Consider the following 25,791-nt stretch of genomic DNA (forward strand, 5'->3'; position numbering starts at 1 on the left):
CCATGCTCTGGGCCTGCATCCTGCTGCCGCAACTGGCCATGGACGGCGTGCTGCGCCAGCGCGCCGACGCCCAGGCGCCGCTGGCGCTGCTCGCCGGGCCGCCGCAGCGCCGCGTGCTGCAGGCGGTCAACCCGGGGGCGCGCGCCCTCGGCCTGAAACCCGGCCAGACGCTGAGCGCCGCGCAGGCGCTGAGCCACGACTTCGCCACCGCCGACTACGATCTGACGGCGATCGACCGCTGCCAGCAGCTCCTCGCCGCCTGGGCCTACGGCTTCAGCGCCCAGGTCAGCCTGCACTACCCGCGCTGCCTGCTGCTGGAGGTGCAGTCCAGCCTCGGCCTGTTCGGCCCGTGGCCGCGCTTCGAGGCGCGCCTGCGCGAGGAGCTGACCGCGCTGGGCTTTCGCCATCGCATCACCGTCGCCCCCAACCCGGCCGCCGCGCGGGTGCTGGCCAACGCCCACGACGGCCTGGCGGTGAGCGACACCCAGACCCTGCGCCAGACGCTTGAGCGGCTCCCGGTGGAGCGCCTCGGCCTGCCCCGCGAGGTGGCCACGGCCCTCGCTCGCATGGGCGTGCGCCATCTGCAGCAGCTGCTCGCCCTGCCCCGCGACGGCCTAGCGAAACGCTTTCCCGCCGCCGTTCTGGACCACCTCGATACGCTACTCGGCCTGCGTCCGCTGGCGCTGGACTTCTATCGACCGCCGGATGTGTTCGACGCCCGCATCGAGCTGAATTTCGAGGTCGAATCGCACCAGGCGCTGCTGTTCCCGCTGCGCCGCCTGACCGGCGATCTCGCCGCCTATCTCGCCGGGCGCGACAGCGGCGTGCAACGCTTCACCCTGCACCTGGAGCACCGCAACCGGGCCGACAGCGAGGTGCCGGTCGGCCTGCTCGGCGCCGAGCGCGAGGCGGGGATGCTCTTCGAACTGACCCGCGGCCGTCTGGAGCACCTGCAGCTACCCGCGCCGGTGCTGGCGGTGCGCCTGCTGGCGCGCGAGCTGCCGCCCTTCACCCCGGAGCATCGCCAGCTGTTCGACGAACGCCCGCAGCAGTCGTTGCCCTGGGAGCAGCTGCGCGAACGTCTGCGCGCCCGCCTGGGCGACGAGGCCGTGCACGGTCTCGGGGCGCGCGCCGACCACCGCCCCGAGCACGCCTGGACGGCACAACCGACGGCCCTGCCACTGCCGCCCTGCGGCCCCCGGCCCGGCTGGCTGCTGGACGAGCCGCTGGCGCTGCGCGAAGCGTCCCTGCGCATCCTCGCCGGGGCGGAGCGTATCGAGTCCGGCTGGTGGGACGGCGGCGACGTGCGCCGCGACTACTACCTGGTGGAAACCCGCAGCGGCCAGCGCGGCTGGGCCTTCCGCACGGTCGGCGGCGAAGGACCGCTGCTGCTGCACGGCTGGTTCGCATGAGCGACTACGCCGAGCTGCACTGCCTGTCCAACTTCAGCTTCCAGCGCGGCGCCTCCAGCGCCCGCGAGCTGTTCGAGCGCGCCGCGCGTCTCGGCTACCGCGCCCTGGCGATCACCGACGAATGCACCCTGGCCGGCATGGTGCGCGCCTGGCAGGCCGCGAAGGACACCGGCCTGGCGCTGATCGTCGGCAGTGAGATGCGCATCGAGGATGGCCCCAAGCTGGTCCTGCTGGCCGAGAACCTCGCCGGCTACCAGGCGCTGTGCCGCCTGATCACCGTCGCCCGACGACGTGCCGAGAAAGGTCGCTATCGGCTGTTGCGCGAGGACTTCGCCGAACCACTGGACGGCCTGCTGGCGATCTGGCTGGCGGAGCACGATGTCCACCACGCGTCCTGGCTGCGCGAACGCTTCCCGGCGCGGCTGTGGCTCGGCATCGAACTGCACCGCAGCGCGGACGATACCGCGTGCCTGCGCCGCCTGCTCGAACTGGCCGCGGACTGCGGCCTGCCGCCGGTGGCCTGCGGCGACGTGCATATGCACGCGCGCGGCCGCCGCGCCCTGCAGGACTGCATGACCGCCATCCGCCACCACCTGCCGGTGGCCGAGGCCGGCGCCCACCTGTTCGCCAACGGCGAGCGCCACCTGCGCCGGCGCGCGGAACTGGCCGAGCTGTACCCCCCGCAGCTGCTCGCCGAGACGCTGCGCATCGCCGCCCGCTGCACCTTCGACCTCGGCCAGTTGCGCTACCAATACCCCCACGAACTGGTGCCCGCGGGCCACGACGCCACCGCCTGGCTGCGCGCACTGGTCGAACAGGGTGCCCGCGCGCGCTGGCCGGACGGCGTGCCGGCGGGCGCCCGCGCGCAGATCGAGCACGAACTGGCGCTGATCGCCGAGCTGGGTTACGAGAGCTACTTCCTCACCGTCCACGACATCGTCCGCTTCGCCCGCGAACAGCACATCCTCTGCCAGGGGCGCGGCTCGGCCGCCAACTCCACGGTGTGCTTCGTGCTGGGCATCACCGAACTCGACCCCACGCGCAGCAAGCTGCTGTTCGAGCGCTTCCTCTCCCGCGAGCGCAACGAGCCGCCGGACATCGACGTCGACTTCGAACACGAACGCCGCGAGGAAGTCATCCAGTACGTGTTCCGCCGCTACGGCCGCGGGCGTGCCGCGCTCACCGCGGTGGTCAGCACCTACCACTGCGCCGGCGCGGTGCGCGACGTGGCCAAGGCCCTCGGCCTGCCGCCGGACCAGGTGAACGCCCTGGCCGAGTGCTGCGGCCGCTGGAGCGACCGGACGCCCCCCACCGAACGCCTGGTCGAAGCCGGCTTCGATCCGGCCAACCCGCTGCTGCGCCGGGTGCTGGCGCTGACCGGCTCGCTGATCGGCTTTCCCCGCCACCTGTCGCAGCATCCGGGCGGCTTCGTGATCTCCGAGCATCCGCTGCAGACCCTGGTGCCGGTGGAAAACGCCAGCATGGCCGAGCGCACGGTGATCCAGTGGGACAAGGACGACCTCGACCTGGTCGGCCTGCTCAAGGTCGACGTCCTCGCCCTGGGCATGCTCAGCGCGCTGCGTCGCTGCTTCGCGCTGATCGAGCGTTACCGCGGCACGCGCTGGACCCTGGCCACTCTGCCGCCCGAGGATCCGGCGACCTACGCGATGATCGGCCGCGCCGACACCATCGGCGTGTTCCAGATCGAATCGCGGGCGCAGATGGCCATGCTGCCACGCCTGCGTCCGCGGACGTTCTACGACCTGGTGATCCAGGTGGCCATCGTCCGCCCCGGGCCGATCCAGGGCGACATGGTCCATCCCTACCTGCGCCGGCGCAACGGCGAGGAGCCGGTGCAATACCCCTCCGAGGCGTTGAGACCGGTGTTCGAGCGCACCCTCGGCGTGCCGCTGTTCCAGGAGCAGGTGATGGAGCTGGCCATCGTCGCCGCCGACTACACCCCGGGCGAAGCCGACGAGCTGCGCCGCAGCATGGCCGCCTGGAAACGCCACGGCGGCCTGGAGCCGCACCGCCAGCGGCTGACTTCGCGGATGCTCGCCAAGGGCTACACGCCCGAATTCACCGAGCGCATCTTCCGGCAGATCGAGGGCTTCGGCAGCTACGGCTTCCCCGAGTCCCACGCCGCCAGCTTCGCCCTGCTCACCTACGCCAGCTGCTGGCTGAAATGCCACGAGCCGGCGGCCTACGCCTGCGCGCTGATCAACAGCTGGCCGATGGGTTTCTACAGCCCCGACCAGGTGCTGCAGGACGCCCGCCGCCACGGCATCGAGGTGCGTCCGGTGGACGTGCGCTACAGCGACTGGGATTGCAGCCTGGAGGACAGCGGCAAACCGCAGCCGGCGATCCGCCTGGGCCTGCGCATGATTCGCGGCTTGCGCGAGGCGGAGGCGCGGCGTGTCGAGACCGCGCGGCAGACCAGTCCGTTCGCCGATGTCGAAGACCTGAGCCTGCGCGCCGGGCTGGACGCCCGCGCCCGCGAGCGGTTGGCCGACGCCGGCGCCCTGCGCAGCCTCGCCGGCCATCGACACCGGGCACGCTGGGCGGTAGCCGGCGTGGAGCCGCAACTGCCGCTGTTCGCAGGCCAGGCCGCGCCACGCGAGGCGCCGGTGAACCTGCCCCTGCCCTCGGTCGGCGAGGACCTGCGCACCGACTACGCCACCCTCGGCACCACCCTGGGCCCGCACCCGCTGGCACTGTTGCGCGGCCAGCTCAGGGCGCGGCGCTGCCGCAGCTCGCGTGAGCTAGCCGATGTCGAACCCGGACGCCCGGTCAGCGTCGCCGGCCTGGTGATCGGCCGCCAGCGCCCACAGACCGCCAGCGGCGTGATTTTCGTCACCCTCGAGGACGAGTTCGGCCTGGTCAACGTGGTGGTCTGGCACCACCTGGCCGAGCGCCAGCGACGAGTACTGGTGCAAGCGCAGATGCTGCGCATCGACGGCCATCTGGAGGCAGCGGATGGCGTGCGCCACCTGATCGCCGGCCGGCTGACCGACCTGACGGCGCTGCTGCTCGGCCTGGATGTATGCAGCCGAGACTTTCGATGAGGCGGTAACTCTGGGCAGCGAGCCACCATCCGGAGTGGATCGGGCGGAATGCTCTTGCGGTGACCGGTACAGGACTCGGCCGCGAACCATCGAGCCTATGGGGGCGTTATATGGAGGTGCGGCAACCAGGCAGATCCCCACGTAGCCAATCCTGATTGACCACCGACATCGGCAAATTGCCTAGCAGACGCCTTTCCGACGGACATAAAAAAAGCTCAAGACACTAAGTGGCTTGAGCTTTTTTAGGGTTTTTTGGTCGGGACGGAGTGATTCGAACACTCGACCCCTTGCACCCCATGAGGGTGAAAATTCAACCATTAGTGGAAAGCATAGCCTATAAATTCAGCAATACCATTGATTTTCCTAGAAAATCACCTCCTACTCAAGTCTTTTGACGTCTGCTAGCATCCACTCACAGCAAGCAAGAAACGGTGACCCAACGGTGACCAGCTTGGAGGGGAATGGCAGTGGCCACGATTACTGACAAACAGATGAGCGCAAAGCCAAGCAAAGCGTCTTGGCTCATCGAAGACGCAGCACGCGGCTGCGGCAGGTTCATGGCACGCATTCGCCCTAGTGGAGAACGCCTCTTCTACTTCCGATACACAGACGCCAATAGCGAACGCGTATTTCTGCCCATCGGCGCCTACGACCCATCCGGCACAGATGGGCTGACACTCAAGGAGGCACGGGCCAAGGCGGGCGAGTGGTCACGCCTCTATCAAAGTGGCATTCGCAACCTACGGGAACACCTAGAGGCTGAAGAGGCTGCGCGTATTGCCGCCCGCGATGCAGAGCTGGCTCGCCTGGCTGCGGAGAAGACCGCAGCAGAAGCAGAACAAGCCCGTCAAGCTGCCCGCAAGACCGTCAGAGAGCTGTTCGAGCACTGGACGAAAGTAGATCTGATCAACCGCAAGGACGGCGGCGCAGAGGTCCGCCGGATGTTCGAAAAGGACGTTCTGCCCTTGTTGGGCAATATGGCAGTGGCGGAAGTAAAAAAGGGCCACCTGACGGAAGTGACCGATGCCCTTCTCGCTCGCGGTGTCAATCGAATGGCCAAGCTGATCTTCAGTCTGATGCGTCAGATGTTTCGATTCGCCGTTGATCGCGACCTGATTGAGCATGACCCCAGCGCCAGCATCCGCAAGGCCAAGATCGGAGGTAAAGATGTCGAGCGCGATCGCGTGTTGAACGACGATGAGATCCGCATCCTGGCTCAACAAGCCCCTGAAGCTGGCCTATTAATCACCACAGAGGCAGCGATCTGGATTGCCCTTTCCACCTGCTGCCGGATCGGTGAGCTACTCGCTGCACGCTGGGAGCACTTCGACCGGGATCAAGGCACGTGGCTGATCCCGGCCGAGAACAGCAAGAACGGCAAAGCACACATCGTCACCCTCTCCACGTTCGCAGCCCAACAATTCCAGAGAGTGCGGGAGATCAACGGCGCGTCACCTTGGTGCTACCCAAACACTGACAACACTGGCCCAGTGAACTCCAAGACAGTGACCAAGCAACTAGGCGACCGTCAGCGCCATCCTGAGCAGGGCGCTATGAGCCGCCGCAGTGCCAAGGCACAGGCCCTTCTGCTCCCCGGCGGCAAGTGGACCCCGCACGATCTACGCCGCACTGGCGCCACCATCATGACTGCCCTAGGCGTCCTTCCAGAGGTAGCTGAGCGCTGCCTTAATCACACCGAAGAAAACAAAGTGAAACGCACCTATCAGCGGCACAGCTACACCGTAGAGATGGCAGCGGCTTGGCGCCTGCTCGGAGACCGCCTAGGCGTACTGACCCACCCCGGCACCGACAACGTAGTGACGACCAAACAGGCATAAACACCATCCCCCCCCAAAAAAGGTCGACTCACCGTATGCCGCCGCACTACCAGCCCTCCGATTTACGTCATGCACATCGCCACCGAACGCTCCAATGCCCGCGCATGCCGAGCTGACTTCCTCGCCAGCTCCTACTACTGATTGAACCTGCGTAGCTCGACGGCACAAAAACGGAACATCTACTACCCGCCCTACCAGTATCCATGACACTTGAACAGACCTGTGGAGGCGCACGAATGACCCATGGTATTACCCTTCGGCTACCCGACGGCAACCTTGTTTCGCTCCAACTCCCTGAGACGTTGACGACGGGCATAGTTCGGCGCGGATGCCCCATTCAGGTCCAGGATGTCCGTATGGTTGCCAACGGATTCCGATTTTTGTTCGCTGATGATTCGGGCGAGCTAACTGGCTGGATTAGTCATTACCCGGAACGTTTCGGTGACTTCCTCGACCATATGGAAGCCCATGGAATACCGCGTGCGGTTGCTCTGGACTCCGACACCGCCAGAGCGACTCTGGGTGTCCGACTATTCAGTGACTGGCTCACTAACGAGAAAGCTATCGAATTTGAACGCGACATCCGAGCCGGGCTGCTGACCTTTGAAGATGCGCGAAGAGTTCACCCCGGCGTATTCAAGGCACCCGCATTCCAACGCTTCTTTGCGTTGGCATTCGCAGCAGGCAAGCTGCCAAGGGGCAAGCCCGGCAAACGTCGAATCCACAACCCGAAGGTAGAAGCCTTGTACGCCTTGGCCTGCCGGATCTATCGGGAGACGCCGGGGCTGTCGTTTGAAGCAGCCTGCGCGGACGCTACCGAGCAGCGCCCCGATCTTGTGCCGGACACTTGGCGAGAGGAGCCTGGTCGCAACCTTCTACGAGAGGCTACCCGGTACTGGGACAAGTCACCGTACAGCCAATTGAGCTACCGCCAGAGCCGCGACAAATAACCCAGAGTATCTGTCTTCGACCCGACATCCCCATAACCAGGAAGCTAGCGACGTATATCCAATGCTACTGCTGAGGAAACGTCATGGCAGCTACCCCCACAAACATCCCTCGCCGCGTACTGCGACTCCCCGAAGTCGTGGCCGCTACTGGCTTCTGCCGCGCCTGGATTTACCACTTGGCCGCATGCGGGAACTTTCCGAAGCCGCGCAAGATCGGTCAGCGCGCTGTCGGATGGGATTCGCTTGAGGTCGAAGCCTGGATCGCTACCCGCCTGGATCGCCGGGAGGGTGACGTATGACTCCCGACCAACTGAGGAAAATCGCCAGCGACCTGCTAGAGCTGAGCGGTCGCATCGAGGTGACCGATCCTGCCGACTACTTTGCTCGTAACGTAGCCAACAATTACAAGCGCGCCGCGCTCCACCTGCTTGGAGGTGCCCGGAGTCTGGCTCACCACCTTGATGAGGGCAGCCTGATCCTTCGCCGGGGGGAACGCGCATGACCATCTTGACGCGAATCACGAGCACCAACCCCACGTATCTGACGAAAACCTGGAGCTTGCAGGAAGGGGAGCCTTACAAGCTAAGTGCCGGACAGTTGATCAACGGGTTCGCCGACCGCGTAGCGGCGGCCACCCCGGAGGATCTGGCCTCCCTGCTGAGTGGACTTGCCCCGACTCAAGCACTGACATTCGGACTCCCCCCCGCAGATCATCACTTCGTAGTCACCGCAGACAAGCTAGAGGCGCACTTGCCGAGAGAGGGCAAAACGGGTGCCATCGCCAGGACGAATGACTTTTTCACCTGGAACCCTGGGCCAGGCTGGCTAATGCTCGACTATGACCCGCCTAAAGACGGGGACGCCTTAAGCTGTGAGCAACTGTCGTCGATAATATTCGAGGCAGCCCCTGGCCTGAAGCCGGCACCTATGGTCTGGAGCACGTCCAGCAGCTCGGAAATCTGGAATGGCGAAACCGGAGAGCAGGTAACAGGAATCCGCGGGCAACGGCTTTACATTTTGGTCGCGGACGCGCGCGACATCCCGAGGGCGGGCAAAGCGCTGTTTGAGCGCCTGTGGCTGGCCGGGTACGGGGGCGTCGAGGTTAGCCGCTCAGGCAGTCTGTTGATGCGGGCGCCTGTCGATTCAAACGTATGGCAGCCCAACCGTTTAGACTTTGCCGCGCCACCTGTATGTATTCCTCCACTGGAGTGCCGTCGACCTGCCCCGCGCTTCCTCAACAATGAAGCCTCTCCGGTGGATCTAGCTATTGCCCTACCATCGCTGTCCAACGAAGAAACCGAACGCCTAAAGGCGATTCAACGGGAGGCCTGCAATGCCTCGGACTTGCTTGCAAAGCAGCAAGCGGCCCGTGAAGCATGGGTGGCCGAGCGTATGGCGACTGCTCACTCCGTGCCCAACCGCCTCCAAGAGGAACTCAGTAACTGTCTACAGCAAGCAATCGATAACCGCCGCCTTCTTGGGGACTACCCACTGATCCATTCCAGCGGGAAGGATGTGACCGTGGGAGAGATCCTGGATGAGCCCGACCGCTGGCATGGCGAACGGTTCTACGACCCCCTGGAACCAGAGTATGGCAACCGAGACTGCCGTATTGCCTGGGCAAACCTCAAAAGCGGAGGGAGCCCATACCTGTTTAGCCATGCTCACGGCGGAGTCCGCTATCAGTTGTACCGGCCAGTAGAGACACTCACCCTTGTGGCCGGCGGGCTTTCAGGTGCAGTGACCCAAGTACTGGAGCGTCTTCGCCTTGATGGTGTGGTATTTGATCGCTCCGGAGAGCTGGTGCGTGTAGCTGATGGCGAGCTGATCAGTGTGTCACCCCACTGGTTGCAAAACCACTTGGAAACGATTTTCTGCTTCCAGCGTTACGACGCGCGGGAAAAAGAAATGAAGCGTGCAGACTGCCCGGAACGACTGGCCCAGCGTCTGATTGCTGCTCGCGGCGAGTGGGGGATCCCCCACGTTACTGCTGTGGTGACCTATCCATTCATGCGCCCTGACGGGAGTATTGCGGAAAACCCTGGTTTCGATGCCGCAACCGGACTGCTATATCTGGAAGGAAATCCGGGAAAGCCGCCGGTGCAGGCACTCGACCGCCAGGGACTGGTGGAGGCCCTGAAGCGGATCTGGCAGCCTTTCGAGGGCTTCCCGTTTGCAGATGATATGAGCCGGGGCGTTTTCCTAGCCGCACTGCTCACGACCGTTTGCCGTGCTGCGCTGGCAACAGCTCCGGCGTTTCTAGCACGTGCCCACACACCTGGCACTGGCAAGACCCTGCTGTCTGAATGCTTGATGCTGCTACTCGGTATCAAATCACCGTCCGCGATGCCCATGCCGGACAACCCGGACGAAGTGGAGAAACGTCTTTTTGCCCATTTGCTGACGGGCTGCCTCGGCATGATCCTGGATAATTTGACAGGCTCAATCGACAACAGCGCCTTATGCGCATTCCTTACCAACGGCAACCCGAGCGGTCGCATCTTAGGTAAGTCAGAAACTCGCAAAGTTCCGAACCGTGCTTTGTTTGTACTGAACGGAAACAATGTGGGCGCTGGTGGAGACACTTTCCGCCGCATTTTACCGATAAGCCTGGATGCTAACTGTGAAGCACCGGAAACCCGCCGATTCGACTTCAATCCGAAGGACGTTATCCGCTCGCGCCTGGATGCGTTCCGGGCGGATCTATTGTCCGTGCTGCTGTCCTTTCAAAAGGCCGGAGCGCCCCGCGTAGGACCAGGAGGGCTCGGCAGCTTCGAGGAATGGGAACGGCTCATCCGGCAGTGCGTCTGCTGGTTGATCCAAGAAGGCGTAACCCCCGTTCCAATGTCAGATCCGCTAGAAGCGCTGAACCTGAACAAAGTAGAAGACCCCCAGCATCAGCAGCTTGCAGCTTTCCTCGATGCTTGGTGGAGCCTATTCGGTGGGCGGACAGTGCAGGTCCGCGAGTTGATGGCGCTGCGGAGTTCCGGGCTGCATGGAACATCTCCAGAGGAAGCCAACTTGATTGAAGTGCTGGACGGGATTGCTTCCGCCCGCGGCGATCTGACGGACAAAAGCTTGGCGGGCTACCTGCGCCGGCACTATGGCCGAGTAGTGAGCGGCTTACGCTTCAGCAAGGGCGATGGGCCCAAAAAACAACCGGGTTGGTGCGTGCGCCAAGTAACACCTCCGGCGGGATTGGATGAGGAGCAGGATCTGATCGGCTAGCACATCGGTAGCCCTGGCTGAGGGAGGATTTGGGGTTTTGGGGGTTTTTCCTATACGGTGTCTATAGAATTCCAAAGTAAATGAAAGGTTACATCGCAGAAATAACCCCCCAAACCCCCAAATGCCCCCTCACGCGCCACGTCTACCTGAGGTTAATAATTTGGACTCGCACCATAGCGCTTTCGGCCCTCAAACAGCGCCATCTTTATAACCACCATCTATAAACGAGGGAATTCTAATACATCTTATGAAAATTCCCGAAAACCACGCTCGGCGCTGCCCCGGTAGCCCGCCAGCGGCCAGGGGGGACCCTGAGCGACTGATGGCGATTCATGCTCTCAGCATTGAGAGTGTTGTCTGGACGGCTCGTAGATGCCCCTGCAGACGCGCCCTGCGATCCCTGGCGTCAAGATACGCCCCTTCAAGCTTGCCTTTGAGATGAGGCATTACCTCAATGAGCTGCTGATAGCGCTCTGCTTCTCCCATAGCGGAAAGGAAATCGCTCCGAATCTCTTCATGAAGCTCTCCTAAATACCTCTTGGGCTCAGTACGCGCGCAAGCGGGTCCTCTGCTAACGGGCTCTTGCGATACCGGTACATTCGCTTCTTTCCGCCTCCTAGGAGAGCGTCGCCTCACCGGCTTATCGCGACTGATGAAGGTCACCTCGAGATTCAGAGGTTTTGCCATCAGCTTAAAAGCCTGATCCGCCCCTCCATACACCCTGACCCGCTTTACCCACCCCACCTCCAGCATGCGCATTATGTGCTCGGACACATGGTGCCGGAATTGATCCGCAGTCAGGGGGACATTCAGGCAGACCTTTTGCCGGGATTGGGTATAGGCATCGGTGAGCTCGCGGGCAGTGAATTTGTCACTCTGCATCATCAGGCCATGCAGATCCTCATCGACGGTGATCTGGTTCGGGCTCATGTCCCCTCCGGAACAGCAAAAAATGCGGACTATAGTCCGTGGCCGATCAATCCGCAACGCAAGATAGTCCCGCCTCAAAGGGTGTGAGGTGGTATGGACCAGCTAACGAAGGCTTTAGGCGCAAAAATTCGAGCGCAGAGGAAGGCACGAGGCTTGTCTCAGGACAACCTGGCATACGTTTGCGGGCTGGACCGGAGCTACATGGGGCGGATTGAGCGGGGTGAGGTGAACATCACCATCGAGAAGCTGTATAGGCTTGCCTCTGCGTTGCAGTGTGAGCCAGCCTCGCTTCTTCCCACAATCCATCAGGAATCGCCCTCCCTGCCGATCGGCGCCCCCCTCCCGATGCAGAGCAAGTAGAGGGCTTACACCTCGGAGTAAGTGCGCCCTGCCGGGCGCCCCTTCAAAAAAAACGGTCGCCCGGAGGCGACCGTGAAAAAGCTGCGTGATCATGCTACGCAGCGGAAAAAATCATCTCACTCCACCGCCTTGACCATGTCCTCGACCACCTTCTTGGCGTCGCCGAACACCATCATGGTCTTGTCCATGTAGAACAGCTCGTTGTCCAGACCCGCGTAACCGCTGGCCATCGAGCGCTTGTTGACGATCACGGTGCGCGCCTTGTACGCATCGAGGATCGGCATGCCGGCGATCGGCGACTTCGGATCGGTCTTGGCCGAGGGGTTGACCACGTCGTTGGCGCCCAGCACCAGCACCACGTCGGCCTGGCCGAACTCGGGGTTGATGTCCTCCATCTCGAACACCTGCTCGTAGGGCACCTCGGCCTCGGCCAGCAGCACGTTCATATGCCCGGGCATGCGCCCGGCCACCGGGTGGATCGCGTACTTCACGGTCACCCCGCGGTGGGTCAGCTTCTCGGTCAGCTCCATCAGCGCGTGCTGGGCACGGGCCACCGCCAGACCGTAGCCCGGCACGATGATCACGCTGTCGGCGTTGCCCAGCAGGAACGCGGCATCGTCGGCCGAGCCGCTCTTCACCGGACGCTGCTCCTGGGAACCGGCCACGGTGGCGCCGGCTTCGGCGCCGAAGCCGCCGAGGATCACGTTGAAGAACGAGCGGTTCATCGCCTTGCACATGATGTAGGAGAGGATCGCACCCGAGGAACCCACCAGGGAGCCGGCGACGATCAGCATCGAGTTGTTCAGCGAGAAACCGATCCCGGCGGCCGCCCAGCCCGAGTAGCTGTTGAGCATCGACACCACCACCGGCATGTCGGCGCCGCCGATCGGGATGATGATCAGCACGCCGATCACGAAGGCCAGCGCCACCAGCACGGCAAACGCGGTGAGATTACCGGTGAAGGTGAAGGCCAGACCCAGGCCGACGATCGCCAGGCCCACCGCCAGGTTCAGCCAGTGCTGGCCGGCGAAGGTCACCGGGGCGCCCTGGAACAGGCGGAACTTGTACTTGCCGGAGAGCTTGCCGAAGGCGATCACCGAACCGGAGAAGGTGATCGCGCCGATGGCCGCGCCGAGGAACAGCTCCAGGCGGTTGCCGGCGGGGATGGCATCGCCCAGGGCGGCGACGATGCCCAGCGACTGCGGCTCCACGACGGCCGCCACGGCGATAAACACCGCGGCCAGGCCGATCATGCTGTGCATGAAGGCGACCAGCTCGGGCATCTTGGTCATTTCCACGCGCTTGGCCATCACGGTGCCGGCGCTGCCGCCGACCAGCAGGCCGAGCAGCACGTAGCCGATGCCGGCGCCTTCGCCCATCTGCGCGCCGAGCTTGTAGATCAGCGCGACGGTGGTGAGCACGGCGATCGCCATGCCAGCCATGCCGAAGGCGTTGCCCCGGCGCGAGCTGGTGGGATGCGAGAGCCCTTTCAGTGCCTGGATAAAGAACACCGAGGCGACCAGGTAGAGGGCGGTGATCAGGTTCATGCTCATCTTCAGTGCGCCTCCGCCTTGGCCGGCTTGTCTTTCTTCTTGAACATTTCCAGCATGCGCCGGGTGACCAGGAAGCCGCCGAACACGTTGACCGCGGCCAGCGCCACGGCCAGGGTGCCCATGGTCTTGCCCAGGCCGGTTTCGGTCAGCGCGGCGGCCAGCATGGCGCCGACGATGACGATGGCGGAGATGGCGTTGGTGACCGCCATCAGCGGGGTGTGCAGGGCCGGGGTGACGTTCCACACCACGTGGTAGCCGACGTAGATCGCCAGCACGAAGATGATCAGGTTGTAGAGACCGTCGGAGATCGGGTCCATGGCAGTGTCCTTAGGCGGTGGCTTGGGGGGCGGAAGCGGCGGAAGCAGCAGGAGTCGCAGGGGCCGAGGGAGCGGCAGCGCCGCCATTGACCCGCACCAGCTGGCCGCCCTGGCACATCAGGCAGGCGGCGACGATGTCGTCCTCGCGGTTGAGCTGGAAGTTGCCGTCCTTGTCGAGGATCAGCTTGAGGAAGTCCAGCAGGTTGCGCGCATAGAGGGCCGAGGCATCGGCCGGCACCAAGGCCGGCAGGTTGGTATGGCCGACGAGGGTCACGCCGTGCTTGACCACCACCCGGTCGACCTCGGTCAGCGGACAGTTGCCGCCCTGGGCCGCGGCCAGGTCGATGATCACCGAGCCGGGCTTCATCTCGGCGACGGTGGCCGCGTGTAGCAGGGTTGGCGCCTTGCGCCCGGGGATCAGCGCGGTGGTGATCACGATATCGGCCTGTTTGGCCTTTTCATGCACCGCCTTGGCCTGGCGTTCCATCCACGAGGCCGGCATGGGCCGGGCGTAGCCGCCCACGCCCTGGGCGCACTCGCGCTCTTCATCCGTTTCGAACGGCACGTCGACGAACTTGGCGCCCAAGGACTCGATCTGCTCCTTGACCGCCGGACGTACGTCGGAGGCCTCGATCACCGCGCCCAGGCGCTTGGCGGTGGCGATGGCCTGCAGGCCGGCCACGCCGGCGCCGAGCACCAGCACGCGGGCGGCCTTCACGGTACCGGCGGCGGTCATCAGCATCGGCATGAAGCGCGGGTAGTGGTTGGCGGCGAGCATCACCGCCTTGTAGCCGGCGATATTGGCCTGCGAGGACAAGACGTCGAGGCTTTGCGCGCGCGAGGTGCGCGGGGCGGCCTCGAGGGCGAAGGCGGTGATGCCGCGCTCGGTCATGCGCGCCAGGTTGGCGTTGTCGAACGGGTTGAGCATGCCGACCAGCACGGCGCCGGGCTGCATCAGGGCCAGCTCGGCCTCATCGGGGGCGACGACCTTGAGCACCAGTTCGGCGCCGAAGGCCTCAGACGCGGTGCCGATGCGCGCGCCGGCGGCGACATAGGCATCGTCCGGCAGGCTGGCGGCAACGCCGGCACCGGCCTGGACGACGACCGTATGGCCCTGGCCGACGAGTTTCTTCACCGTTTCCGGCGTGGCAGCCACGCGGCTCTCGCCGGTGTGGGTTTCGAGGGGGATGCCGATCAGCATGGGCAGATCTCCTGGAAAATATCGTGTAGCTGAGGAGGCGTATTGCCCAAACAAGCAGGCGTAGCGGCCACGGTATTACTCAAAGCCCAGATGGCCGACAACGTCCTGAATTGAAAGCATTACGAATTTTGTAGTTCGTTCCAAGGGGATATGGATTAACTCACTGGCGATCAATAGAAGGACTTGATCAAGCTGATCCCTTTGTTCAGAACCTCTCGCCAAGCCAAGATATCCGTGTCAGTTGCTTGAATGTCATGCTCCTTGACAGCACGTAAAAAAGCCTCAATCCAAAGATCATAAAGTTCAGGCTTAATATCAAGAGCCACACGAGAGTGGCTTTGACCAAGCGCACGCAGCTTCGTATCAGGCATTCCTCGCGCGTAGAGCACCAAGTTCAGTACCCCCGCCCTCAACAGATGCTTCTGCGCAGCAAAGTCGGCATTTACAAAATATTCTCTGACTGCTGGCGAACTAGCCAGAAAGTGCTCATAGAAATCATCAAAGAACTTCAAGCTTGAACAGCAGCGCCCATAGCTCTGCATCACCCTACTAACAGGCTCCATGAAGCACCCCACCATATCAAACGACACTCGTCTGCCCTGCCCTGCCGACCAAAATCCAACAGATAAAGCAATACCGTAAAAAACCGGACAGGCTCTTACAAAAAACTCCATCTTTGCTTCTATGCGAGGAAACTAAGCCACCAGCGCCAATCGAGTTACAAATCACAACCCATGTCCGCCCCGTTGTCAGACAACAGCGGAGCAGTACAGCTCTAGATGACCAACTGGGTTCTGAGGCTGCGCAAACTCACAACTTACTGGCTATCGCATCAAGTCGATCAATATTTCTTCCCAAATAGTACTTGACGCCGTCAGCCACAAATTTCTTCCGCACATCAAGGATCCTTGGCCTAACAAATGCGTAGCTTCGCTGTATATCATCAAGCTCCAGTGCAGACTCTGGAATGGATTTGCGCAACACTTCAAGATCGCTAGTTATTAGCGCATCCATCGATGGTAGTGTGTTCTCATCCAGCAGAACTCCAGGATAGTTCACCACTCCCCCATAGGGTCTGGCTTGGTAGATAACCAGGAGCTTACTCTTCTCGAGGCTCAACTCATGAAGCTTACGCTTGACCGTATTCCCATCCGAGAAATACCACGAATAGAGCTTATCTGCAGCGGCAATCAACCTTGCCTGCGCCACAAGCACATCATTGACTGAAAACACCGACGCATCCTGGGTACTTGACTCCAATGCCTTGATGGAGCTGGAAAAAGACGAGTACTCTTCTTTGACTCCAGCCAAATCTGGGGAACTAACCACCTCTGCCATTTTTTCAAGACTACTCTGGTAGCTGTCAGTCTCTGCCCTGTCGAAAGTCCTCGCATAAGGGTCATAGCTCAAAAGGATGCTCGCGCAAGCTCGAAAGCTTTCGCTGCGCAGTAATTGGATCCGGTCCAAAACGTTTTCCCCAGCTTGCGCACCAAGGGATACCAGCGACATCAACGATCCAATTATCCAGCCAAGAAAACTCGCTCTCATGCTCACGACTCCTCCATTGAATCCAAGACCATGCGGCAGCCACCACACCACTAAGCTCGGTACAAAAAGTGCCTGCGTTTGGTCATGCTGTATTGAAAAGCGACTCTGACAGTGGCTTGCCCCTGAACACCCCCAAGGGCGACGCCGAATGGGCGAGCAAAGCGAGTCATGCTCATTTATGACCAGTAAACTCCGCTTCCTCGCCACTTTTTGTGTGCCACCGAGGCGTTGCCCGACCTTCGTGCGGCTGACTTTTCGTACCGCCCCTAAGAGCTAAAAGTTTCCATCGCAATAGCGATCAGGCGCCCTTCCAACAAAGTGCAAACCTCAACAGCCCTATTTATCATGCTTGTAGTCTTCCGGCTTACGCATGGCAAAACGGCAAGCCTCGATGATCTCGAAGTAATCCGACAACCCCCCACCACGAAACACGGGCCGCGCCCTTACCGTATTGTAAACACCTTCATCAAGCAGGTCCTTGCGAATATGGACGTAAACGACCTCGCCATAGACAAACCATGTATCCAGATCCTCACCCCGAGAATCCTTAAGCCGAACAACTTGAGAAAGACGACATTCAAGACTCACTGGCGACTCCGCCACCCGCGGCGCGCCAATTAACCGACTGGATGCCTTGGTCAACCCCACCATATCGAACTCGTCGACATTTGGCGGAGCAGAGACACTCGACTGATTCATCTGCGAGGCGATATCTCGAGAAACCAGGTTCCAAGTGAACTCGCCAGTCTCCTCAATATTCCTAATAGTATCCTTGTAACCAATACTAGCGAAACCGAGGAGAGGTGGATTGTGATTCAGCGCATTGAAAAAACTGTACGGAGAAAGATTTGCAACCCCCTCTTTGGATCGCGTGCCCATCCAGCCAATCGGACGCGGACCAACGATCGCAGCATACGGGTCGAATGGCAAAGCGTTTAGAACCGAACTCTGCGCGTACGAAATAAAATTGTCAGAATCCTGACTTCCAAGGCGCAGCGCCTCCTCACCAAAACTGGTTTGCTTCATTTCACTCACCAATTAATTCGGAAATTAATCTTGTCAAAAACATCAAATGCCTCACGACGAGATGCACGCCCAGGCTTTGTTGTTTCGCCAAATATCATTAAATGCTCATCACACGAAGCATTGAATTTTCTCCATATTGGTAGACCGCTGCCATTGGGGTCTCCGTCAGCAACAAATCTGGTCCAGGCATCTGCCAGTTGTTGTGCAATGTTGTGATCGGCGTCGCTCCACTCCCACGGCCGCATGGCGAGGTTGTCCCATGTATATGGCACTTCCGCAGTATGGAATGCCCCATAATCCCGCTCCCCATCTGGAGGAGGTGGAACGTCATCAGGCAATGGCAGCTGATGGTCGAATTCGTACAGCCACGTCGGCGCGGCCGAGGTTTCGGCATGGGTACGAGCCCAGCGCCAAACCGGGTAGGTAAAGCGTTTATCGCCAATCAACGCTCGGCGGGCTGAGAGCCCTTCACCAACTGACTCCAAGGGATAGGTTCTGTCCAGAATGGCGCGAGCGTGCTGAGAACAAGACAAGCTCTTGAAACCGTCCTCCGCATTGGAAGCGAATAGGCTGCCCTCGTCCGCATTCCAACCCACCAGCAGCGGCACTGCTACCTGCCTTCCCTCCAAAAAGACCTTCGTTGTTTCCTCAACCAGCAGACGACCATCGACAATGACGCCCTGAGGCGGAATGCCCAAGAACGCCGTCGCCGGCAGATCGCGAAGTTGCTCAAGTGTGCTGCCGAGCGAGGAGACAGCGGCAAGGCCAAGCTCGGCTGCTTCCCGTTGATTCAGCATGCGGCCTTCAGGCCGAAACATCCCCGACGCACTCTGCCCGATGGCTGCTCGGAACAGGCCGCGCATCCCAGGGGCGGCCATTAGATGGGTCACCGTCGCGGCCCCCGCGGAATTACCTCCGACGGTCACTCTGGCTGGGTCACCACCGAACGCGGTTACGTTCTCTTGCACCCAGAGCAGTGCGGCAGCCACATCCTGCACCCCGTAATTGCCAGAGGACCCAAGTGGATCCTCCGCAATCAAAGCGGGCAAGGAAAGGAACCCCAGTGCCCCGAGCCGCATATTGACAGTAACCACCACCATGCCACGTGCAGCCAGGCGACTGCCGTCAAACAAATCCTGGCCGCCGTGGCCAGTTTTGTTCGCGCCGCCATGGATCCACACCAGAACGGGGAGATTCGCTCTAGGCGACGGATCCGGGCTCCACACATTGAGATACAGGCAATCCTCACTCATGACCAACGCATTAGCTTCATCATGGTTGAGCCGATACATCAATGACGAGCGCGGAGGCAGCACCTGCATAGGTGCCGGCCCGAACTCAAGCGCCAAACGGTCGCCATCCCAGGGCAGCTGGGGTCGCGGTGGTTGCCACCGTAGCGCTCCAACCGGCGGAGTCGCATAAGGAATCCCCTTGAAGACGCTGACGGTGCCAACCTTCTTGCCAATGAGGCGACCGCTGCTAGTTGCAACGCGTACCAAGGCTTCTGAATCGGCCCCCCCTACCCTGGCGCTCATCAAGCGACTTCCGCCTTAGAAGAGCTGGTGCTGCGATGGGCCGCCAGCTTGTACAGCTTGCCGTCCTGCATAATCATCGACAGGCGCTTGGGGTCTTGCAGGATGGCGACGTTCTCGGTCGGGTCGCCCTCGACCAGCAGCAGGTCGGCGAGAAAGCCCTGCCGTACCAGGCCCAGTTCGTCGCCCATACCCATCAACTGGCCGCCCAGCTCGGTGGCCGCGCGCAGGGCCTGGCAGGGCGTCATGCCGAACCAGTCGACGAACAGCTCAAGGTCCTTGGCGTTCAGGCCGATGGGGTTGAAACCGAACCCGTAATCGCTGCCGGGCACCACCAGAAGGCCGGCCTTGAGCATCTTCGGCACGACCTCGCGCAGACTGTGGATGGCTTCCTCGACCTCCATGCCGGGGGACGGCGGCTGATCCATATTGCCCATCATCCACAGGCTGCCGGGGGAAGGGGCGATGAAGATCGGGCTGGGCGCATTGGCCACCATCTCGATGGTTTCGTCATCCATGTAGGTGGCGTGATAGATCACCCGGAAACCATGGCGCACGGCCATCTGCATGCCTTCGGAGGAATGCGCGTGGGCGGTCAGCCAGATGCCGCGCTCGCGTGCGACCTCGCCGGCGGCGGCAATTTCCTCGTCCTTGAACTCCATCACGCGAGAGGTGTATTCGACCAGCGCACTTTCCCCGGTAATGGGCATCTTGACGACATCCACGCCGATGTCGGCCATGTCATGCACGAACTGCCGGACCTGTTCGGTGATCGGCTCACGGTCGTCGGCGCCGATGTGGTCGGCTGGCGAGGTCGGTTTGAGCGTGGCGGCCGGTGCATGCATGGTGCCGGCGCTGACTTCCCAGGAAGCCGCGCGCAGCCTCGGGCCGGGCATCCAGCCTTCGCCGATGGCCTTGCGTAGCGCCACCTCCACCCGGGGGCGGCGGTTGCCGCCGGAGTAGATGCTGGTGAAGCCATGGTCGAGCATGACCCGCGCGTTGTGGCTGATGATGAGCGCCTGCTCTTCTTCCGGCTCGGTACGCGGCGAACGATGCTCCACGGTGGAGCCAAGGCCCAGGTGGGTATGGCCATCGACCATGCCCGGCATCAGGGTGGCTCCTGCCGCATCGATGACGCGCACCTGCGGGTCATCCGGGCGCTCGATGTACGCGGCTATCTTGGCGATGCGTTGGCCATCGATCAGCACATCCGCCGGGAAACGGGGGCTGCCGCTGCCGTCAAACACCTGGGCATTGATAATCAGCGTTTTCATTGTGCGTCTCCTCAAAGCGGCGGGGCGGTGAACAGCCCCTCGTCCGGACTGTTGAAGTGGTGTTGCATGACGTGCTCGCCCCAGGGGCTGGAGGTCCCCCAGGTGTCGAGTACCTCGGGGTCGCTCAGGTCACCGACGCTGGCCGGCGCATCGTCGTCAAGGTCGCTCATGCCGGCGGTGTACTCGACGGTATTGCCCGCTGCATCGGCGAAATAGCCGTAGGCGTTGTCGCCGGTCTGGTGGCGCCCGGGCCCCCAGATCAGCTCGAGGCCCTGGCGCTTGAGGCGGCCCACGCCGCGCAGGAACTCATCGATGCCACGCATCTCGAAGGAAACGTGGTGCATGGCCACATGGGGCGCGTTGCCGATGGCCAGTACATGGTGCTGGGGATGGGCGCAGCGCATGAACCACATCAGGGTGCGGCCGTGGATCTGCAGGCTTTCCACCACGCGAAAGCCCAGGTGCTGCTCGTACCACTCGACCGTCGCCTGCGGGTTGGGCGAGTTGAACACGCAGTGCGAGAGGCTTTTCGGAATCGCTTCGCCGGCTTCCAGCTCGCGGCTCTGGCGGGGCTCGACGTCGGCCGAAACTTCGATGACGCGGCCTTCCAGGTCGAAGAAGCGCACGCCGTAGCCGCCGCCGAGAGTGGTCAGTTCACCCGGCCCCTGGATCAGCTCGACGCCGTCCTGTTTTAGTTGCTGTGCCAGGGCGTCGACGTTGGCGCGGCTGGCGGTGCCGAAGCTGACCACGTCGGCACGCTTCTTGGCGTCCTGGCGCAGGCGGATGACGTAAGGCTCGCTCGACCCTTCCGCGGCGTAGTAGTACACGCCGTCCTGCTCGCCCACTTCTTTCAGCCCCCACTGCTGGCTGTAGAAGGCCCGTTGTTCCTGCAACTGCGGCATGGCGAAACCTACATGGCGCAGGTGGGTAATCAGTTGTGTCTTGTCCATATCAGCGCTCTCGATTGGTGTGTTTGGAAACGACCGGTCATGCCCAGCCCAGAATGCTGTTCATCACCTGGTCAAGCTGCTGCATGGGGTTGTCCGGCAGTTGCGCGCAACGCCAGCCGACTATCAGGTCAGGACGCACCAAGACACAGCCGTCGTCCTCGATGCCACGGATGTTCTTCCAGTCCAGGTAGGGGTCTTCGTAATCCAGGCCGATGCCGACCAGGGTCACGCCGATTTCCACGCCAGTGCGCTCGGATACGCGACGTGCGACCTCCCTCCAGGCTTCGCCACCATGGCTGGTGAAAATGTGGAATTTGCCCTTGCCCGCGAGATCCAGGGTCGACACCAGCGGGCCAGGCTTGCGGGTAATCAGCCAGCCGTGGGGCAACGCCGAGCCCGGGCGGGTGGAGCGCTGGTAATACAGTTCCGGATCCTGGGTCACTTCCGGCTCGGCAGAGCCGTCCTCGACCACTGCCCCGGAACGGTAGCTGCGGGTCAGCTCCACGCCATGGCCTTCGCCGTTGTAGCGGGTGTCGAGCAGTTGCTGCTCGTAGCCCTGGCGGCCCTCCGGGCTAGCCAGCTTGGCGTCCACCTGCTCGTTGCTATAGACGTTGAACAGGCAGGCGCCCAAGTAGTCGGCCAGGCCATTGGCCTGCCACATGCTGGCATTGGCCCGCTGCACGATCTGCTTGGCGACCGGCTGGCGCTCGGCGTTGTAGCTGTCGAGCAGCCGCGGATGGGCTTTTCCCTGCACCACCAGCGCCAGTTTCCAGGCCAGGTTGAAGCCGTCCTGCACGCATGTGTTGGAGCCCAGCGCCGCTGCCGGCGGGTGACGGTGGATAGCGTCGCCCGCGCAGTGCACCCGGCCGACCGAGACATGCTCGGCATGGATGTCGTTGATCGACCATTTGGAGGTGCTGAGGATCTTGATCGGCAGATCCGCTGCCGCCGGGTCGGCGATGGCGGTACGGATACGCGCCAGCAGTTGCTCAGTGGTGGCATCCGGGCCGTCGTAGTTCGGCGGGATGTAGATCGACACCAGCCATTTGTCCCACGGCCGCACCATGCGGAACACCACCACGCCTGACCACTCGGCCACGCCGCCTTGCAGGATCAGGTACAACGAACCCTGGCGGTGGGCGGTATAGGCAGACAGGTCCATCTCGCAGAGGATGTTGTAGGCCGAGCCGAGGCCGCCCTTACCGACCATGGGCAACCCGACGTCCCTGGCCACGCGGCTGTTGGCGCCGTCGGCACCCACCAGATATTTCGCCCGGACCGAATATTCCCGATCGGTGACGCAATCGACCAGCAGAGCGGTTACCCCTTGCTCATCCTGCTCCAGCGACACCAGCTTGGTATCGAAGCGCACGTTGACGCCCAGACGGGTAGCCTCAGCCAGCAGGACCGGCTCCATCTTGGTCTGCGGCAGATCGACGAAGCTGCAAGGACTCGCGGTCAGCACATCGCCCATGCGCGCCGGGTTGTTGCCCCAGGCCCACTGGCGCGCCATCTCCTCGCCGGCCAGACCACGCAGGAAGAAGGTATTGGCCAGATTCTCCGCCGGTGCCGCCACTTCCAGGCAGTCCGCCTCCAGGCCGGCATCACGCAGCACTTCCATGGCCCGCTGGTTGACGATGTGCGCGCGCGGCGTGTCGGCCGGTCCCCGGTTGCGGGAAATCATCAGGGTATTGATCCCCTGCTTGCCGAGGAAAACCGCAGTGGTGGCGCCGGCCGGGCCGGCTCCTACCACTAGAACATCCACATTGATCAGATCTGTCATGTCTGTTTTTCCTATTGTTTTTATTGGTCGCTGAGTGAGGATCAGGCGATATAGTCAGGCTGGCGTTGCGGCTCGGCCTGGATGAAGGCCGGATGCGCCGCGGCGTGCCGGTAGATCGCCAGGGTTCTGGCGAAGGAGGAAAAGTCGCAGCCCATACGCAGAGCGTTGGCGACCTGTGGCACCAGGCAGCAATCGGCCAGGCCCGGCGCCGCACCGAAGGCCCAAGGGCCGTCGTACTGCTCGGCGCTGCGTTCGAGCAGGCGCTCGACCGCCTCCATACCTTCGGCGATCCAGTGGGAGTACCAGGCGCTCTTCTGCTCGGGACTGATTTGCAGGGTTCCCTGCAGGTAGTTGAGCACCCGCAGGTTGTTCAGCGGATGGATGTCGCAGGCGATGGCGCAAGACAGTTCGAGTACCCGGGCGCGCAACTCCGGTTGAAGTGGAATCAGACGCGGCTCGGGCTGGAGGTTGTCCAGCCAGTCGATAATCGCCAGTGATTGGCCGAGACGAAAATTGCCCTCAATGATTGCCGGCACGCTGGGCGATGCGTTGACCTCGCGGATATAGCCCGCGTCGCGCTGTTCACCGACCCGGATGTTGACGCCCCGGTAGTCCGTATCCAGGCCCTTGAGGGCAAGGGCGATACGCACGCGATAGGACGTCGAACTGTTGAAAAAGCTATAGAGTTCCACGGCGGATACCTCGTCTCGGTTCAGCGCGATCAAACGATCTCGACGGTCAGTTCGCCGAGGCGCTCGACCCCGACCTTGATGATGTCGCCCGGCAGCACGGCACCGACCCCTTCCGGAGTGCCGGTGAAGATCAGGTCGCCCGGCTCCAGGCGGAAAAAGCGCGACAGGTATGCGATGGTTTCGGCCACCGACCAGATCAGGTAGTCGATGCTGCTGCTCTGCTTGATCTCGCCGTTGACGCTCAGCCAGAGCTTGGCGTGGTCGATGTCGCCGACGCTGGCGGCCGGGTGAATCGGCCCCATTGGGGCCGACTGGTCGAATGCCTTGCCGATTTCCCAGGGGCGGCCCATTTCGCGCATCTGGATCTGCAGGTCGCGGCGGGTCATATCGAGGCCGACCGCATAGCCCCAGACGTGCTCGAGGGCCTTTTCTTGGGCGATGTCCGAGCCCCCTTTGCCGATCACCGCGACCAGCTCCGCCTCGTAGTGGTAGTTGCTCGTTTGCGCCGGATAGGCGAGCTTGAGGGTTTCGTGATAGGCGACCGGCACCACAGTGTTGTTGGGCTTGAGGAAAAAGAACGGCGGTTCGCGGTCCGGGTCGAAGCCCATCTCGCGAGCGTGGGCGGCGTAGTTGCGGCCCACGCAATAGACCCGGCGCAGGGCCACGCAGTCATCAGTGCCGACCACTGCGGCGGTGACAGGTGCCTCAGGTGGAAAAACGTATCCCATCTCGTGTTCTCTAATTGACTAGGGGTTGTCGGTGGCGTGACAGGCACGCCAGGTGGCTCTCAGCCGCGTTGCACACGGAGCAGGTCGAGAGCGGCCAGTACGGGGCGGTTGGAGTAGCTGAACAGCACCGCGTCCTCATCCGCGCTGAGGCTGATCGACTGCCAGGAAGGGGCGACGAAAATGTCACGCGGGGCGAACTGCAGGGTCTGCTCGCCGATACGCACGGTGCCGCGGCCTTCGACGACGCTGAACACCGTGGACTCGTTGCTGCGGTATTGCTGGCCGCTGAAGCCGGCCGGCAGCAGTTGCATGAAGGTGGCCATGGTCGGCATCGGATAGCCGCCGGTGGCGGGGTTGACGTAGCGCAGCTTGAAACCGTCGCAGGTGTCGGCTTCGCTGTTGCGGCTGAGCTGATGCAGCGCCTCGCGGGTTCTGCTGTAGGGGTAATTGAAAATCGGCGAATTGCCCCGCTGCACCTGATGATCCACCGGCAGCATGTTGTAACCGTAGCGAGCGAAGCTGTCGCCCTGCGGCCGACTGATCGGCTGCACCTGCTCGGGGTAGTCTTCGGCAAAGCAGGCATCGAGCAGATGTACCAGGGGAATGTCCAGACCATCGAGCCAGATCACCGGCTCCCCGCCGGCCTCGACCGTCGGGTTGCCATGGTCATGCCAAGTCCAGGATGGAGTGATGATGAAATCCCCCGGCTCCATGCGGGTGCGTTCGCCATCCACGGCAGTCCAGGCGCCGCTACCTTCGACGACGAAGCGCAGGGCCGACTGGGTATGCCGGTGGCTGGGGGCGATTTCCCCGGGCAGGATCAGCTGCAGACCTGCGTACAGGCTGGTCGCGATGCTCGCCTTGCCCGGCAGACCGGGGTTTTCCAGAACCAGTACACGGCGAACTGCTTCCGCTGCGCTGATCAACCCACCAGCCTCCATCAACAACTCGCGAATCTGTGCGTACTTCCAGATGGCTGGAACTGCCTGCGGTTGAGGAGTATTGGGTACGAGCGTATGTAGCGACTCCCACAGGGGCGATAGGTGATGCTTCTCGATCTCGCCGTAATAGGACCGGCGCGACGCAGTTAGGGTGCTCGACATGTAAACCTCCTGATGCAGATCTTCTTATGCTTATTTACATCTATCGTCTTCAACCAAGACTTCCGATCAGCGTGTTATGAGATTAAGTCCTCACCAACCCACCAGTCTTTCACATTGCTGCTACAGCTTGCATTTTCTTGCTCAAACTTCTGATCTCTTCAAGAAAGAGCTTTAAATACAAAGCTGCCGAACGCCTCAGCATTAGTCTTGCAGCCAACTCGAACGCTTGGAAACACATCAGGTATTGGGGATAAACCCCACAGCAAACAATGCAGCGGGCTCTCCAGCAGAAGCCAGAAGT

General features: G+C 62.2%; 22 protein-coding genes. 8 read left to right on the forward strand and 14 right to left on the reverse strand.

Annotated elements, in window-relative coordinates:
• The first annotated feature begins 2 nt into the window (after positions 1 to 2).
• From LMJ29_RS12885 to LMJ29_RS12915, 7 genes are all read left to right on the forward strand, one after another.
• A complete protein-coding gene (locus LMJ29_RS12885; protein ID WP_229605923.1) occupies positions 3 to 1,412 on the forward strand; it encodes a Y-family DNA polymerase in 1,410 nt (469 codons plus the stop codon).
• Positions 1,409 to 4,477 (forward strand): error-prone DNA polymerase, encoded by a 3,069-nt coding sequence (locus LMJ29_RS12890; protein ID WP_229605924.1) that lies wholly within the window; start codon positions 1,409 to 1,411, stop codon positions 4,475 to 4,477. Before LMJ29_RS12885 ends, LMJ29_RS12890 begins: the two co-directional genes overlap by 4 nt.
• A 467-nt stretch (positions 4,478 to 4,944) precedes the next feature.
• Positions 4,945 to 6,315 (forward strand): tyrosine-type recombinase/integrase, encoded by a 1,371-nt coding sequence (locus LMJ29_RS12895; RefSeq protein ID WP_229605925.1) that lies wholly within the window; start codon positions 4,945 to 4,947, stop codon positions 6,313 to 6,315.
• 356 nt (positions 6,316 to 6,671) lie between these two features.
• The gene (locus tag LMJ29_RS12900) at positions 6,672 to 7,265 is read left to right on the forward strand and encodes a hypothetical protein (protein WP_229605926.1); all 594 of its coding nucleotides are present in this window, start codon (positions 6,672 to 6,674) and stop codon (positions 7,263 to 7,265) included.
• Positions 7,266 to 7,348: 83 nt separating this feature from the next.
• Positions 7,349 to 7,564, forward strand: a complete 216-nt coding sequence (locus LMJ29_RS12905; protein WP_229605927.1) for a helix-turn-helix transcriptional regulator — start codon at positions 7,349 to 7,351, stop codon at positions 7,562 to 7,564.
• Positions 7,561 to 7,767, forward strand: coding sequence for a hypothetical protein (locus LMJ29_RS12910; protein ID WP_229605928.1), 207 nt, complete (start codon positions 7,561 to 7,563; stop codon positions 7,765 to 7,767). The genes LMJ29_RS12905 and LMJ29_RS12910 overlap by 4 nt, the downstream gene beginning before the upstream one ends.
• Positions 7,764 to 10,493 (forward strand): hypothetical protein, encoded by a 2,730-nt coding sequence (locus LMJ29_RS12915; protein WP_229605929.1) that lies wholly within the window; start codon positions 7,764 to 7,766, stop codon positions 10,491 to 10,493. Before LMJ29_RS12910 ends, LMJ29_RS12915 begins: the two co-directional genes overlap by 4 nt.
• 330 nt (positions 10,494 to 10,823) lie before the next feature.
• On the opposite strand, the gene LMJ29_RS12920 is transcribed toward LMJ29_RS12915, so the two are convergent.
• Positions 10,824 to 11,423: a hypothetical protein gene (locus LMJ29_RS12920; protein WP_229605930.1), complete on the reverse strand. Its 600-nt coding sequence runs from the start codon at positions 11,421 to 11,423 to the stop codon at positions 10,824 to 10,826.
• A gap of 93 nt (positions 11,424 to 11,516) precedes the next feature.
• Between LMJ29_RS12920 and LMJ29_RS12925 the strand changes: the two genes are divergently transcribed.
• Positions 11,517 to 11,783, forward strand: a complete 267-nt coding sequence (locus LMJ29_RS12925; RefSeq protein ID WP_229605931.1) for a helix-turn-helix domain-containing protein — start codon at positions 11,517 to 11,519, stop codon at positions 11,781 to 11,783.
• A gap of 116 nt (positions 11,784 to 11,899) precedes the next feature.
• Here LMJ29_RS12925 and LMJ29_RS12930 read toward each other — a convergent pair whose 3' ends face one another.
• The 13 genes from LMJ29_RS12930 to gtdA all read right to left on the reverse strand — a co-directional run bounded on the left by LMJ29_RS12930 (position 11,900) and on the right by gtdA (position 25,490).
• Positions 11,900 to 13,336 (reverse strand): NAD(P)(+) transhydrogenase (Re/Si-specific) subunit beta, encoded by a 1,437-nt coding sequence (locus LMJ29_RS12930; protein ID WP_229605932.1) that lies wholly within the window; start codon positions 13,334 to 13,336, stop codon positions 11,900 to 11,902.
• A gap of 2 nt (positions 13,337 to 13,338) precedes the next feature.
• Complete coding sequence (locus LMJ29_RS12935) at positions 13,339 to 13,653, reverse strand: NAD(P) transhydrogenase subunit alpha (protein ID WP_041506114.1); 315 nt, start codon at positions 13,651 to 13,653, stop codon at positions 13,339 to 13,341.
• A 10-nt stretch (positions 13,654 to 13,663) separates the two neighbouring features.
• Positions 13,664 to 14,854: a Re/Si-specific NAD(P)(+) transhydrogenase subunit alpha gene (locus tag LMJ29_RS12940; protein WP_229605933.1), complete on the reverse strand. Its 1,191-nt coding sequence runs from the start codon at positions 14,852 to 14,854 to the stop codon at positions 13,664 to 13,666.
• A gap of 170 nt (positions 14,855 to 15,024) precedes the next feature.
• The gene (locus LMJ29_RS12945) at positions 15,025 to 15,417 is read right to left on the reverse strand and encodes a globin (RefSeq protein ID WP_229605991.1); all 393 of its coding nucleotides are present in this window, start codon (positions 15,415 to 15,417) and stop codon (positions 15,025 to 15,027) included.
• Positions 15,418 to 15,664: 247 nt separating this feature from the next.
• On the reverse strand, positions 15,665 to 16,408 hold the full coding sequence (locus tag LMJ29_RS12950) for a hypothetical protein (protein WP_229605934.1): 744 nt from the start codon (positions 16,406 to 16,408) through the stop codon (positions 15,665 to 15,667).
• Positions 16,409 to 16,738: 330 nt separating this feature from the next.
• The gene (locus LMJ29_RS12955) at positions 16,739 to 17,428 is read right to left on the reverse strand and encodes a flavin reductase family protein (protein WP_229605935.1); all 690 of its coding nucleotides are present in this window, start codon (positions 17,426 to 17,428) and stop codon (positions 16,739 to 16,741) included.
• Positions 17,429 to 17,433: 5 nt separating this feature from the next.
• Entirely contained in the window at positions 17,434 to 18,963 is a 1,530-nt protein-coding gene (locus tag LMJ29_RS12960) for a carboxylesterase/lipase family protein (RefSeq protein WP_229605936.1), read from the reverse strand.
• A complete protein-coding gene (locus tag LMJ29_RS12965; protein WP_229605937.1) occupies positions 18,963 to 20,234 on the reverse strand; it encodes an amidohydrolase family protein in 1,272 nt (423 codons plus the stop codon). Before LMJ29_RS12965 ends, LMJ29_RS12960 begins: the two co-directional genes overlap by 1 nt.
• A gap of 11 nt (positions 20,235 to 20,245) precedes the next feature.
• Complete coding sequence (locus LMJ29_RS12970; protein ID WP_229605938.1) at positions 20,246 to 21,184, reverse strand: VOC family protein; 939 nt, start codon at positions 21,182 to 21,184, stop codon at positions 20,246 to 20,248.
• 37 nt (positions 21,185 to 21,221) lie between these two features.
• Positions 21,222 to 22,967, reverse strand: coding sequence for an FAD-dependent monooxygenase (locus tag LMJ29_RS12975; protein WP_229605939.1), 1,746 nt, complete (start codon positions 22,965 to 22,967; stop codon positions 21,222 to 21,224).
• Between the two features lie 41 nt (positions 22,968 to 23,008).
• Entirely contained in the window at positions 23,009 to 23,659 is a 651-nt protein-coding gene (gene maiA / locus LMJ29_RS12980; protein ID WP_229605940.1) for a maleylacetoacetate isomerase, read from the reverse strand.
• Positions 23,660 to 23,688: 29 nt separating this feature from the next.
• A complete protein-coding gene (locus tag LMJ29_RS12985; protein WP_229605941.1) occupies positions 23,689 to 24,387 on the reverse strand; it encodes a fumarylacetoacetate hydrolase family protein in 699 nt (232 codons plus the stop codon).
• Positions 24,388 to 24,446: 59 nt separating this feature from the next.
• Complete coding sequence (gtdA, locus tag LMJ29_RS12990) at positions 24,447 to 25,490, reverse strand: gentisate 1,2-dioxygenase (protein ID WP_229605942.1); 1,044 nt, start codon at positions 25,488 to 25,490, stop codon at positions 24,447 to 24,449.
• Between the last annotated feature and the right edge of the window lie 301 nt (positions 25,491 to 25,791).

Source organism: Pseudomonas oryzagri (assembly GCF_020831405.1).
GTDB classification, from domain to species: Bacteria; Pseudomonadota; Gammaproteobacteria; order Pseudomonadales; family Pseudomonadaceae; genus Geopseudomonas; species Geopseudomonas oryzagri.